4 protein-coding genes are annotated in these 14613 nt (G+C 72.9%); all 4 read left to right on the plus strand.

The window, feature by feature from the left end; all coding sequences use genetic code 11:
* The 4 genes from ACZ7H1_RS31685 (at position 1) to ccrA (ending at position 14612) form a co-directional block, all read left to right on the plus strand.
* A complete protein-coding gene (locus ACZ7H1_RS31685; RefSeq protein WP_470791282.1) occupies positions 1–6570 on the plus strand; it encodes a type I polyketide synthase in 6570 nt (2189 codons plus the stop codon).
* Positions 6571–6575: 5 nt separating this feature from the next.
* Positions 6576–9698, plus strand: a complete 3123-nt coding sequence (locus tag ACZ7H1_RS31690; RefSeq protein ID WP_470791284.1) for a type I polyketide synthase — start codon at positions 6576–6578, stop codon at positions 9696–9698.
* Positions 9699–9899: 201 nt separating this feature from the next.
* Positions 9900–13130: a non-ribosomal peptide synthetase gene (locus tag ACZ7H1_RS31695; protein WP_470791325.1), complete on the plus strand. Its 3231-nt coding sequence runs from the start codon at positions 9900–9902 to the stop codon at positions 13128–13130.
* Positions 13131–13253: 123 nt separating this feature from the next.
* Positions 13254–14612, plus strand: a complete 1359-nt coding sequence (ccrA, locus tag ACZ7H1_RS31700) for a crotonyl-CoA carboxylase/reductase (protein WP_470791286.1) — start codon at positions 13254–13256, stop codon at positions 14610–14612.
* Position 14613 lies beyond the last annotated feature (1 nt).

Genomic DNA, 14613 nt, shown 5'->3' on the forward strand with positions numbered 1-14613 from the left:
ATGACGAACGACAACAACGCCGATGTTCTTGACTACCTCAAGCGGACATCGATCGAGCTGCTCGAGACGCGCAAGCGCCTCAAGGAGGTGACGGAGGCCGCCACCGAGCCCATCGCGGTGGTGGGCGTCGCCTGCCGCTTCCCGGGCGGGGCGACCTCCCCGGAGGCACTGTGGGACCTGGTCCGGTCCGGCGCGGACGTCGTGTCGGACTTCCCGGAGGACCGCAACTGGGGCATCGAGGGCCAGGCCGGCCAGGACCCGGACCGGCCGGGCGCGATCTCCACGCGATCCGGCGGCTTCCTGTACGACGCGGGCGACTTCGACGCCGAGTTCTTCGAGATCAACCCGCGCGAGGCGCTCGCCGCCGACCCGCAGCACCGGCTGCTCCTCGAGACCTCGTGGGAGTCCCTGGAACGGGCCGGCATCGACCCGCAGACCCTGCGCGGCAGCAGCACCGGCGTCTTCGCCGGCATCGCCTACTTCGGCTACGGCAACCACCTCCACACCCCCGAGGCCATCTCGGGCTACGGGCAGACCGGCTCCCTGCTGAGCGTGGCGTCCGGCCGCGTGTCGTACGCCCTGGGCCTGGAGGGCCCGGCCGTGTCGACCGACACCGCGTGCTCCTCCTCGCTGGTGGCGGTGCACCAGGCGGCCCAGTCGCTGCGGCAGGGCGAATGCACCCTCGCCCTCGCCGGCGGCGTCACCGTCATGGCGACGACGCAGGTCCTGCGCGAGATGTCGCGGCTGGGCGGCCTGTCGGAGGACGGCCGCTGCAAGGCGTTCGCCGACGCGGCGGACGGCACCGGCTTCGCCGAGGGCGTCGGCATGCTCGTCCTCGAGAAGCTCTCGGACGCCCAGCGCAACGGCCGCCGCATCTGGGGCGTGATCCGCGGCTCCGCGATCAACCAGGACGGGGCCTCCAACGGCCTGACCGCGCCGAGCGGTCCCGCGCAGCAGCGCGTCATCCGGGCGGCGCTGGCGAACGCCCGCGTCCAGGCGGGCGACGTCGACGTGGTCGAGGCGCACGGCACCGGCACGACCCTGGGCGACCCCATCGAGGCGCAGGCGCTGCTGGCCACGTACGGGAAGGACCGGGACCAGGACAGCCCGCTGTGGCTGGGGTCGCTGAAGTCCAACATCGGCCACACCCAGGCGGCCGCGGGCGTCGGCGGCATCATCAAGATGATCATGGCGATGCAGCACGGCGTACTGCCCAGGACGCTGCACGTCGACCGCCCGTCCACGCACGTCGACTGGTCGGCGGGCGCGGTCGAGCTGCTCACCGAGGCCCGCGAGTGGACCACCGCACCGGGCCGCCCCCGGCGCGCCGGCATCTCCAGCTTCGGCGCCAGCGGCACCAACGCCCACGTGATCCTCGAGCAGGCCCCCGAGCAGGCGCCCGAGACGGCGCCCGACGCCGCCGATCCGGCGCCGGCCGGCATCGACGGCCTGCTGCCGTGGGCGCTGTCGGCGCGGTCCGAGCAGGCGCTGCGGGCACAGGCGGCCAGGCTGCGCGAGTTCGTCGCCGCCGATCCGCAGGCGGACCTCGCCGCCGTCGGCGCGTCCCTGGTGTCGAGCCGGTCGCGCTTCGAGCACCGTGCGGTGGTGCTCGGCCGCGGCCGGGACGAGCTGCTGGGCGCCCTGGCGTCGCTGAGCGAGGGCGCCGAGTCGCCCGCCGTGGTGCGCGGCACCGCCGCAGAGCCAGGCCGCAGCGTCTTCATGTTCCCGGGCCAGGGCGCGAAGTGGACCGGCGTCGCCTCACAGCTGTACGACGCCTTCCCCGTCTTCGCCCAGAGCCTCGACGAGGTCTGCGCACGCTTCGACGCGCACCTCCCCTTCGCCCTGAAGCCGCTGCTCCTCGCCGACGAGCCCGAAGGAAGCCAGCGCACCGACGTCATGCAGCCGGCGCTGTTCGCCCTGCAGGTCGCCCTGTACCGGCTCATGACGCAGTACGTCCCGCAGCCGAACCTGCTGATCGGCCACTCCGTCGGCGAGATCGCCGCCTCCCACGTCTCCGGAGTCCTCGACCTGGACACCGCGACCCGGCTCGTGGCCGCTCGCGGACGGGTCATGCAGACCGTCACCGAGCCCGGCGCCATGCTGGCGGTACGCGCCTCCGAAGCCGACGTGAACCCCCTGCTCGGCCAGTACGCCCGCGTCGGCATCGCCGCCGTCAACGGCCCCGAGTCGGTGGTGGTCTCGGGCCTGCGCGACGAGGTCCACGACCTGCGCGACCGGCTCGTCGCCGACGGCCGGTCGGCGAAGCTGCTGCCGGTCGACCACGCGTTCCACTCCCCGCTCATGGACCCGGTCCTGGACGAGTTCGCGGCAGCGCTCGGCACGCTCCCCGCGGACGGCGAGCTGTCGATCCCGATCGTCTCGACGCGGCTGGGCCGCGAGGCCACGCTCCAGGAGCTGACGTCCGTCGAGCACTGGGTCGGCCACGTCCGCGAGCCCGTGCGCTTCCACGACGCCGTGGAGCGCGCCCGCGGCGCCGGTGCGAACGTCTTCCTCGAAGTGGGGCCGGGAGCCACGCTCGCGGGCATCGTCAAGGACGCCTTCGCCGGCGAGGGCGTGACCGACGCCGTCGTCGTGTCGTCCTCGCGGCGCGACCGCGGCGCTGCGCAGGCGCTGGCCGCCGCGCTGGCCCAGCTGCACGCCGGGGGCGCGTCCGTCGACTGGGACGCCCTGTTCGGGGCCCGCCGCCGGGTGGACCTCCCGACGTACGCCTTCCAGCGCCAGCGCTTCTGGCTGGACTTCCTGGCCGGCACGGAGTCGGCGGACGTGGCCTCCGCCGGTCTGTCCGCCTCCGGGCACCCGCTGCTGGGCGCCGTCGTGGACCACCCCGGCACCGACGAGGTCGTCTTCACCGACCTGTGGTCCCTGCGCACCCACGACTGGATCGCCGACCACGCCGTGTTCGACTCCGTCGTCGTCCCGGCGACCGCCTACATGGACCTGGCGCTGTCGGTGGGCGACCACCTCGGGTGCGCCGTGGTCGAGGAACTCTCCCTGGAAGTCCCCCTGATCCTTCCCGACACGGGCGACGTACAGGTACGCCTCGTCGCCGGCGCGGCGGACGAGACGGGACGCCGCTCCCTGGACGTGTACTCGCGTCCCGCCGAGGACGGCGCGGCGCCCGGCGGCTGGACCCGTCACGCGATGGGCACCCTCGCACCGGCCGCCCCGCAGCCGGCCGACTGGGCCGACGACACGCGCGCGCTCGCTGCCTGGCCCCCGGCCGGGGCCAGGCAGCTCCCCTTCGACGGCCTCTACGACTCCCTCGCGGACGGGGGCTTCGACTACGGCCCGACGTTCCGCGGGCTGCGCGAGGTCTGGCAGCAGGGCGACGACCTGTTCGCCCTCGCCACCCTGCCGGAAGGCGCCGGAGGCGGGTTCGCCCTGCACCCGGCGCTCATCGACACCGTGCTGCACGCCGTGGTCGTCGGCGGCGTCATCACGGTGACGGGCGAGCAGGGCTGGATGCCTTTCTCCTGGTCCGGCGTGCACCTCGCCGCGGAGTGCGGCCCGACCGTCAGGGTCCGGCTCACCCCGGCCGGCGAAGGCGTCGTATCGGTGGCGATCGCCGACGAGCACGGCCGCAAGCTCGCTCACGTCGATGCCCTGACGTTCCGGCCGGCCAGCGCCGAGCAGGTGCGCGCGGCGCGCGGCGGCCAGGAGCAGTCGCTGTACGAACTGGACTGGCGACCGGCCCAGGCGCCCGCGCAGGAAACCGCCCGCGGGCCGTGGGCCGTTCTCGGTGCGCGGGGCGGCCAGGCCTCCCTGCTCGCCGGCGCGGCCGACGGGAGCGTCGCGGTCCACGCGTCGCTGGACGAGGTCCTCGCCGGGGACGCACCCCGCCACCTCGTCCTGTGCCTGGACGACTTCGCGGCCCCCGGGCCCGACCTGCTCACCACGGTCGGCGACGCGGACAAGCACGTGCTGGCCGTGCTCCAGCAGTTCCTCGCGCAGGAGCGGCTCGCCGGCTCCACGCTGGTGGTGCTCACCCGCCTGGCCCTCGCCACCGGAGCGGGGGAGAGCGTCGAAAGCCTTCCCGGCGCGTCCGTGTGGGGCCTGATCCGCTCCGCCCAGACGGAGCACCCCGGCCGTTTCCGGCTGGTCGACACCGACGGCGACGCAGCCTCCTGGGCCCGCGTCGCGGACGCCCTCGCCCTCGACGAGGACCAGCTGGCGCTGCGCGACGGCGCGTACCTCGTGCCCCGCATGGCGCCGGTCCCGCCCGCGGACCAGCGGCTCGAGCCCCCGGCGGACGGTGCGTACCGGCTGGGCATCCCGAAGAAGGGCACGCTGGAGAACCTGACCTGGGTTCCGTGCCCCGAGGTCGATGCGCCCCTGGCGAGCGGGCAGGTCCGCATCGCCGTCCAGGCCGCCGGCCTCAACTTCCGCGACGTCACGATCGCCCTCGGGCTCATCGACCGTACGGCCTTCGACGCCGGACTCGGCAGCGAGGGCTCCGGTGTCGTGCTGGAGGTCGCCGACGACGTGACCGGCTTCGCCCCGGGCGACCGGGTGACCGGCATCTTCAACGGCTCCTTCGGACGCGTGGCCGTGGCGGACCACCGCCTGCTGGCGCCCGTCCCCGACGGGTGGAGCCACGCCGAGGCGGCGTCCATGCCGAGCACCTTCCTCACCGCGTACTACGCGCTCTTCCACGTGATGCAGCTGAAGAAGGGGCAGCGGATCCTCATCCACGCCGCGGCGGGCGGCGTCGGAACGGCCGCCGTCCAGCTGGCGCAGCACGTCGGTGCCGAGGTCTACGCCACCGCGAGCCCGGCCAAGTGGCCCGCCCTGCGCGGCATGGGCCTCGACGACGCGCACCTGGCGTCGTCGCGCGACCTGGAGTTCGTGGAGAAGTTCCTCGGCGCCACGGGCGGCCGCGGTGTGGACGTCGTCCTGAACTCCCTCGCGCACACGTTCGTCGACGCCTCGCTGAAGCTGCTGCCGGGCGGCGGAAACTTCATCGAGATGGGCAAGACGGACATCCGTGACCCCCGCCAGGTGGCGGCCGACCACCCCGGGGTCGACTACGAGGCCTTCGACCTCTACGGCACGGCGGGCCCGGACACCATCCGCGAGATGTTCCGCGACGTCATGGAGCTGTTCGCCGACGGACGGGTGGAGCTGAGCCCGATCTCCGTCCGCAACATCCGCGACGCGCGCACGACCTTCCGCGAGATGAGCCAGGGCCGCCACATCGGCAAGCTGGTCTTCGACCTCGGCGACGGCTTCGGCGGCGGCACCGTGCTCGTCACCGGCGGTACCGGCGGCGTGGGTTCGCTGGTGGCACGGCACCTCGTCGCCGAACGCGGCGTGCGGAGCCTGGTCCTGGCGAGCCGCCGGGGAACTGACGCCGACGGCGTGCCCGGGCTGGTCTCCGAACTGGAGGCCGCCGGCGCTGCCGTCCGCGTCGTGGCCTGCGACGTCGCGGACCGGGACGCCGTGGCCGGCCTGCTCGCGGACATGCCCCCGCAGTACCCGCTGACGGCGGTCGTGCACGCGGCGGGCGTCCTGGCGGACGGCACCGTCGAGTCGCTGACCGCGGAGAGCCTCGACCACGTGATGCGCGCCAAGGTCGGCGGTGCGGTCAACCTGCACGAGCTGACCCGGGACCACCCCCTGTCGGCGTTCGTGCAGTTCTCCGCCCTCGCCGGCACGATCGGCACGGGCGGACAGGCGAACTACGCCGCCGCGAACGGCTTCCTGGACGGCCTCGCAGCGCAGCGCAGGGCGGCCGGCCTGGTCGGCACCTCGCTGTGCTGGGGCTGGTGGGAGCAGAGCAGCGGCATGACCGAGGGCCTGGACCAGGCCGACCTCTCCCGGCTCCGCCGGATGGGCATCGCCGCGATGCCCACCGACGAGGCGCTGGCACTGTTCGACGCGGCGTCCGCCAGCGGCAAGGCGGTCCTCATCCCGGCGCGGGTGGACCTCGCCGGGCTGCGGAACAAGTCCGCCGACGAGCTGCCGCTGCTCCTGCGCGGCCTCGCCGAGAGCGGTCGCCCCCGCCGCAGCAAGGCGGGTACGGCCAAGGACGACGCCTCGACCACAGTGGCCGCGAGGCTGGTCACCCTGCCGGCGGACGAGGCGCAGGAAGCCGCCCTGGAGTGGGTCCGCGACCAGGCCGCCGTCGTACTCGGGCACCCGTCCGGCGCGGCCGTCGACGCCGACCAGGCGTTCACCCAGCTCGGATTCGACTCGCTGACCGCGGTCGAACTCTGCAACCGCCTGGCGTCCTCGACCGGACTGCGCCTGCCGTCCACCCTCGTCTTCAGCTACCCCACGCCGCGCGAGCTGAGCCTGCACCTGCTCGGCCTGCTGCGCCCCGAGCAGGACGCGAGTGCGGCTGAGGACACTGAGATCCGCGAAGTGCTGCGGACCGTCTCGATCGAAAGCCTGCGGAGCGCGGGCCTCCTGGATCTGATCCTGGCGTGCGCCGCCCCCGCCCTGCCGGGCGGCGACGGGGACGGCGCGGACGCGGACTCCGGTGCGGACGGACTGTCGGAGATGGACCTGGACGCGCTGCTCGACCTGGCTCTGGATGAGAAGAGGTAAGTGACATGACCAACTCCGCGGATCAGACGGCGGAGGGTGCGGACCGGGTCCAGCGGGCGCTCCGTACGCTCCTGGAGGAGCGCGACCGCCTCCGTCAGGAGAACGACGCGCTGAAGTCCGGCCGCGGCGAGCCGATCGCCGTGGTGTCCATGGCGTGCCGCTACCCCGGAGGCGTGTCCACGCCCGAGGACCTGTGGGACATCGTCCGCAGCGGCAAGGACGTCGTGGGCGACTTCCCGGACGACCGCGGGTGGCGGGACGTGTACGACGCGGACCCCGACACCGTCGGCAGCACGTACACCCGCCAGGCCGGGTTCCTGAAGGACGTCGCGGCCTTCGACGCCGAGTTCTTCGGGATCAGTCCGCGCGAGGCCCTGGCGACCGACCCGCAGCAGCGCCTGCTGCTGGAGACGTCGTGGGAGGCCTTCGAGCGGGCCGGCATCGTCCCCGCCGACGTCCGCGGGTCCGACGTCGGCGTCTTCTCCGGGATCAGCTCGACCGAGTACGGCTGGCGCTTCCTGGAGGCGGCCCAGAGCGAGCTGGAGGGCTACCTGCTCTACGGCAGCTCGCTGAGCGTCGCGTCCGGCCGCGTCTCGTACGAACTGGGCCTGACCGGGCCGTCGGTGTCCCTGGACACGGCGTGCTCGTCCTCGCTGGTCGCGCTGCACCTGGCGGTGCAGTCGCTGCGTGCGGGCGAGTGCTCCCTCGCGCTGGCGGGCGGGGCCCTGGTGCTGTCGACCCCCGCGGCCCTCGTGGAGTTCGCCCGCCAGGGCGCGCTGTCGCCCGACGGCCGGTGCAAGGCATTCTCGGACGCGGCCGACGGAACCGGCTGGGCCGAGGGCGTGGGCGTGCTGCTCCTCGAGCGGCTGTCCGACGCCCGCCGCAACGGCCACCCCGTGCTCGCCGTCGTCCGCGGTTCCGCGGTCAACCAGGACGGGGCCAGCAACGGCCTCACCGCCCCCAACGGCCGCGCCCAGGAGAAGGTGATCCGCAGCGCGCTGGCGAACGCCGGCGTCGCGGCCTCCGACGTGGACCTCGTCGAGGCCCACGGCACCGGGACGAAGCTGGGCGACCCCATCGAGGCGGGCGCCCTGCTGGCGACCTACGGCAAGGACCGCGCCGAGGACCGGCCGCTGTGGCTGGGCTCCCTGAAGTCGAACATCGGCCACTCCCAGGCCGCCGCCGGCGTCGGCGGCGTCATCAAGGCCGTGATGGCCATGCGCCACGGCTACCTGCCCAAGACCCTGCACGTGGACGCTCCCTCGCGGCACGTGGACTGGTCGTCCGGCGGGATCGAGCTCCTGACCGAGGGCCGCGAGTGGACCCGTGCGGACGGCCCGCGGCGGGCCGGCGTCTCGTCCTTCGGCGTCAGCGGCACCAACGCGCACGTCATCCTCGAAGAGGCCCCGCAGCCGGAGCAGCCGGGTGAGGCAGCCGCCCCGGCCCCGGGCGTCGTCGGCGGAGTGGTGCCGTGGGTGCTGTCGGGCAAGAGCGCGGCCGTCGTGGAACGGCAGGCGGCCAAGCTGCGCGAGTTCGTCGCCGCCGATCCGCAGGCCGACCTCGCCGCCGTCGGCGCGTCCCTGCTGTCGAGCCGGTCGCGGTTCCCGCACCGTGCGGTGGTGCTGGGGCGCGGCCGTGACGAGCTGCTGAGCGGCCTGGCGTCGCTGAGCGAGGGCGCGGAGTCCACCGCGGTGGTGCGCGGCGCCGTCACCGGGCAGCTCGGCGGTCCCGTCTTCGTGTTCCCCGGGCAGGGCTCGCAGTGGGTCGGCATGGGCCGCAGGCTGTACGAGGAGTTCCCCGCCTTCGCGCAGAGCATGGACGAGTGCGCGGCCGCACTGTCCGAGTGGATCGACTGGTCGGTGCTCGACGTGGTGCACGGCGTGGAGGGTGCGCCGTCCCTGGACCGGGTGGAGGTGATCCAGCCGACGCTGTTCTCGGTGATGGTGTCCATGGCCGCCCTGTGGCGGTCCTGGGGTGTGGAGCCCGCCGCGGTGGTGGGACACAGCCAGGGCGAGGTGGCCGCCGCGTACGTGTCCGGTGCGCTGTCGCTGCGGGACGCGGCCAGGACCGTGGCGCTGCGCTGCAAGGTCATGATGGACCTGCTCGGCCACGGCGCGATGGCGCTGGTCGGGGAGTCCGCGGACGTCGTGGAGGAACAGCTCGCCCCGTGGAGCGGACTGCTGAGCATCGGCGTGGTCAACGGACCCCGCTCGGTGGCGGTCTCCGGGGATCCGGGCGCGATCGACGAGTTCGTCGAGAAGATGAAGGCCGACGACGTCCAGGTGCGCAAGCTCCAGGCCGCGTACGCCTCCCACTCGCACTACGTGACCCCGTACCGCGAACGGCTGCTCGACGCGCTGGCCGAGGTGACCCCGAAGGCCTCGGCGGTGCCGTTCTACTCGACCGTGTACGGCGAGGCCATCGACAGCACCCGGCTGGACGCCGAGTACTGGTACAGCAACCTGCGCGAAAAGGTCCTCTTCGAATCCACCGTCCGCCGACTGGCGCAGGACGGCGTCCGGGTGTTCATCGAGATGAGCCCGCACCCCGTGCTGACGGCCCCGGTGCAGGAGATCGTCGAGGACCTGGACGACGCGGTGGTCCTGTCGTCGACGCGGCGCGACCGGGAGGAAGTGGAGACCGTGCTCGGCTCGCTGGCCCAGCTCCACACCCGGGGCGGAACCGTGGACTGGGACGCCCTGATCGGGACGCGCCGGCGGGTGGACCTCCCGACGTACGCGTTCCGGCGGCAGCGGTACTGGCTGAACTCCCTGCACACGACCGCGGCGGCGGAGGTGCCCGCGGCGGAGCCGTCCGCGGACGAGGACCGCCTCGTGGCGCTGCCGGACAGGCTCGCCGCCGCCTCCGGCGACGAAGCGCAGGCACTCGTCCTCGACCACGTCCTCGAGAAGGTCGCCCTCGTGCTCGGGCACCCCTCCAGTGCGTCGATCGACCCCGACCAGCAGTTCAAGGAAATCGGATTCGATTCGCTGCTTTCGGTGGAACTGAGCAAGCGCCTGACCGCGTCGACCGGCCACAAAATGAGGGCGAACCTGGTGCTGAAGCACCCGTCGCCGCGTCTGATCGCCGGGCACATCACGTCCTTGATGGTCAAGGCCGGAGCCTAGTGATTCCACCGGGTTCCGAGCGGTTCTCCGCTCGTTTCCCGGCCCGATAGGAACGTCCCGCCGGCGGGACAATGCAAGCGAAAAGCTGCTTGTCCCGCCGCGGTACCAGTTGTCTTGACCCGCTTGTTCCCCTTCCGTGAAGGTGGGGTGATCTGCGAATTCCTCCGATTCTCGGACCTGTTTTCTTAGGGGTTGATCCGTGTGCGTTCGTTTGGTGCGTCGCCTGCGCATAAAGGGCTGTGGCTGGCGGAGGCTGTATCCGCCGACACGCTGAACCATGCGCTGACCATGTGGGATGTGGACGGTGCACTGGACACGGCGCTCATGGAGACCGTGTTCCTGCACGTCCTGGGTGAGGCGGAAGTCCTGCGCGTCACCTTCGACGACGACGGCAGCGGGCTGCGGCAGATCCCCCGGGAACTCGGCGACTGGCAGCCGTTCTTCCTGGACTTCAGCGCCGAGTCCGACCCCGAGGAAGCGGCGCGCGAAGCGCTGGCCGACCTGCTGCGCAAGCCGTTCGACCTGAAGCAGGACCTGCTGTTCCGCATGGGCGTGGTCACGCTCTCGGCGGACCGCTCCCTCGTGGTGATGGCCTACCACCACCTCATCTCGGACGGGTTCGGCACCGGCGGCCTGCTGTCGCGCCGCTTCGCCGAGGTCTACACGGCGCTGGCGCGCGGCGAGAAGGTCCCGGAGCTGCCGCACCCGTGGGACGTCGAGCCGGTCGCGGCCGAGTCCGAGCAGTACCTCGCCTCCCCGCAGTTCACCGCCGACAAGGAGTTCTGGCGCGAGTACCTGGCGGATGCGCCGGCGCCCGCGCAGGTCCCGGGCGTCGTCCTGTCCGAGGCCGAACAGGCCGCGCTCTCCGAGCCCATGAACAGCGCCGACCGCTGGGGCGAGCTGACCGAGCCCATCGGCATGGTCAGCCGCACGCTGACCGTTCCGCGCGCCGAGGCGGACGCGTGGACCGAGACGGCGAAGTCCATGGGCGTGTGGATGTCCCAGCTGCTGTCCGCAGCCGCGGCCGTGTACTTCCGGCACCGCTGCGACCGCCCCGAATTCCTCATCTCGCTGGCCGTCGGCAACCGGATCGGCGTGGCCAGCCGGACGCCCGGTCTCGCGGTGAACGTGGCGCCGGTGCGGGTGAAGGTCCCGCTCGGCTCGACCTTCTCCGAGATCGCCGACGCGATGGTCGACGAGACGTACGACCTCTTCGACCACACCGCCTGCCACTACTCGGACATCCAGCGCGCCGGCGGCACCGTCCTGAGCGAGCGCGCCAGCTTCGGCGCCGTCATGAACGTCGTCGACTTCGTGGAGCAGCTCCAGTTCGGCGACAGCACGGCCCGCTACCTCGGCGGTACGACCGGCGCCTTCGACGAGCTGGCGATCGGCGTCTACAACGACGGCACCCCCGACAGCGACCTGTTCATCCGCCTCGACGCCCCCGCGGAGCTGTACTCCCGCTCCGAGCTGCGCTTCATCGGCGAAGAGCTGATCACCCACATCCGCGCCCTGGTCGCCGACGGCGACAAGCCGGTCGGCTCGCTGGACGTGCTCGGCGGCGCCGGGCGGGACCGGGTGCTGACGGCGCCGAACGGCACCGACGCGCCCCTGCCGGGCCTGACGGTCCCGGAGCTGTTCGCCCGCCGCGTGGAGCAGACCCCCGACGCCGTCGCGCTGGTGTCCGGCGACGCGCAGGTCACCTACCGCGAGCTGGCGGAGCGCTCGGACCGGGTCGCCGACGCCCTGCGCCGGCGCAACACCGCCCCCGAGACCGTCGTGGCAGTGGCCCTGCCGCGCTCGGTGGACCTGGCCGTCGCCCTGCTGGGCGTGGTGAAGGCCGGCGGCGCGTACCTGCCGGTCGACCCGGCCTTCCCGGCGGAGAAGATCACTTCCGTGGTCCGCGACGCCTCGGCGCGCACCCTGCTCACCGATGCGGCGACGGCCGACGCGCTCTCCACCGCCCTGGACGTCCCGGCGATCGTCTTCGACGACCTCCTGTCGAGCACGGACACGGACGCCGGCACCGGCGCCGAGCCGCAGACCCCGGTCCCGGCGCACCAGGACAGCCTGCTGGCCGTCGCGTACGGCACCGGCGACGCCGGCGCGGCCACCGCCGTCGCGGTGACGCACCGCAACCTGGAACGCTTCGTCCTGGACCGCCAGTGGCAGCAGGCCGGCCACGGCACCGTGCTGTGGCACGCGCCGCACCCCTCCGACGCCCTCGCGCTCGCCCTCGAACTGTGGGTCCCGCTGCTGAACGGCGGCCGCGTGGTCGTGGCCCCCGCGGGCGGCCTGGACACCGACGCACTGGCCGGGCTGCGCGCGGCCCACGGCATCTCCGCCCTCTGGCTGCCCGCCGACCGGTTCGCCGCGATCGCCGCGGAACGCCCCGAGAGCCTCGCCGGGCTGCGCGAAGTGTGGACCGGCGGCGACCGCGTGCCCGCGGCAGCGGTCCGCCGCGTGCAGGAGGCATGCCCCGGACTGGCCGTCGTCCACGGCCACGGTCCGGCGGAGACGGCCGGCTTCGCCGCGTCCCACCGTACGGCCGCCGACACGGCCGGCCACGCCGTCGCGGTCGGCAGCCCGGCGGACAACACCGCCCTCTACGTCCTGGGACCGGGCCTCGCGCCGGTTCCCGCGGGCGTGACCGGAGAGCTGTACGTGGCCGGACCCGGCGTGGCGCGCGGCTACGCCGGCCGCCCCGGGCAGACCGCCGAGCGTTTCGTGCCCTCCCCCTTCGGCCCGGCCGGCTCGCTCCTGTACCGCACCGGCGACCGCGTGCGCTGGGGTGCCGACGGCCGTCTCGAGTACGTGGGCGGGCCCGGCACCCAGACCGACGTGCGCGGCGTCCGCGTCGAGCTGGCCGAGGTCGAGGAGGCGCTGGCCGAGCACACCGGGCTGGCGCAGGCGGCCGCCGCGGTCCGGGAGGACGGATCCGGGCAGCAGAAGCTCGTGGCCTACGTGGTCGCGGCAGGCGGCCGGGCCGTGGACCTCGAGGAGCTGCGCCGGTTCGCCTCCGGGCGGCTGCCGGAGTCCCTGCTCCCGTCGGTCTTCACGGTGCTGGAGAGCCTGCCGGTGACGGCCGGCGGGCGCCTGGACCGGGCGTCGCTGCCGGAGCCGGAGTTCGACGACCGCAAGTACCAGGCACCGCGCAACGACACCGAGCGGGTGCTGGCCGGTCTGTTCGCCGACGTGCTCGAGCTGGACCGGGTCGGCATCGACGAGGACTTCTTCGACCTCGGCGGCAACTCGCTGCGCGCGATCAGGCTCGTCGGCCTGATCCGCACGGAGCTCAAGCAGGAGGTCTCGATCCGCCGGCTGTTCGCGGCGCGCACGATCATCGGCCTGTCGGACATGTGGAAGGACCTCGCCAAGTCCAGCCGGCCGAGCCTGAAGCGCAGGACGAAGGAAGGCGCGGTTCTCTAGGCGCCGTCGTTTCGCCCGACCGCGGAGTTCGCTGGTCCGTCCAGTAAGCAGCGGTTTTTGTTTGTGTCTCCATTGACCTGCCGTGTCGCACGATTCTGTGGCCACTGCAAAGGAAAGGGAATCATGGATTCTTTGACAGAAGCCCTGCTCGCTGGGGCCGGCCCGGAAGAGATAGGGAGCCACGAACTCCCGTCGGAATACGAGGCCGCGCACATCCTGGCCTCGGACGTCGGAATGTTCGACGGCGTCGAGGACAAGGACGTCCGCAAGTCGCTGCACGTCGGCCGCGTCCCGATGCCGGAAATCGCTCCGGACGAGGTGGTGGTCGCCGTCATGGCGAGTTCCATCAACTACAACACGGTCTGGTCGGCGACCTTCGAGCCGGTGCCCACGTTCGCCTTCCTCAAGCGCAATGCCCGGGAAGGCGGATACGCCGCCCGGCACGACCTGCCGCACCACGTGGTGGGGTCGGACGCGTCCGGCATCGTCGTGCGCGTCGGGGCCGGGGTGCGCCACTGGAAGGTGGGCGACCACGTCGTCGCCAGCTGCGTCCAGGTCGACGAGCAGGAGCCGGCGACGCACGCCGACGCGATGCTCGGCACGGGGCAGCGGATCTGGGGCTACGAGACGAACTTCGGTGGGCTCGCCCACTACTCCGTGGTGCGCGCGAGCCAGCTGCTGCCCAAGCCGGCCCACCTGACCTGGGAAGAGTCGGCGGGCGTGCTGCTGACCGCGGCGACGTCGTACCGCATGCTCGTCGGTGCCAACGGCGCGCGGATCAAGCAGGGCGACATCGTGCTCATCTGGGGCGCGACGGGCGGCCTGGGCGCGTTCGCGGTGCAGATGGTGAAGAACGCGGGCGGCATCGCCGTCGGCGTGGTCAGCTCCGAGAGCAAGGCCGAGGTGCTGCGCCGGCTCGGCTGCGACGTGGTGATCAACCGCAACGAGATCGGCATGGGCGGGGACGCCCCGCTCACCCCGGAGCGGACCATCGAGCTCGGCAAGCGGCTCGGGCGGGAGATCCGGCGCCAGGTCGGCGAGGACCCGCACGTCGTGTTCGACTACGTCGGGCGGGCGACGTTCGGCATCTCGGTGTTCGTCGTCCGCAAGGGCGGCGTGGTCGTCACCTGCGGGTCGAGCACCGGCTACGACCACCACTTCGACAACCGCTACCTCTGGATGAACCTCAAGAAGATCATCGGCAGCCACGCGGCGAACCTCCAGGAGCAGGCGGAGTGCAACCGCCTCTTCCAGCTGGGACACCTCTCGCCGATCCTCTCCGAGGTGTTCCCGCTGAAGGAGGTCGGCGAGGCCGCACGGCTGGTCCAGCTCAACCGGCACACCGGAAAGGTCGGCGTGCTCTGCCTCGCGCCCGAGGAAGGGCTCGGCGTCACCGACCCCGCCCTGCGCGAGAAGATCGGGGCGGCGCGGCTCAACCCGCTGCGCGACTCCGCCGCCCCCGACGTCGCAAAGGTGTCCTGAC

Source organism: Streptomyces sp. NPDC037401, from assembly GCF_055602345.1.

What these genes read in the sequence shown, in the direction of transcription:
- ACZ7H1_RS31685 (WP_470791282.1), top strand. Translation starts at nt 1, where the DNA reads ATGACGAACGACAACAACGCCGATGTTCTTGACTACCTCAAGCGGACA.
- ACZ7H1_RS31690 (WP_470791284.1), top strand. Translation starts at nt 6,576, where the DNA reads ATGACCAACTCCGCGGATCAGACGGCGGAGGGTGCGGACCGGGTCCAG.
- ccrA (WP_470791286.1), top strand. Translation starts at nt 13,254, where the DNA reads ATGGATTCTTTGACAGAAGCCCTGCTCGCTGGGGCCGGCCCGGAAGAG.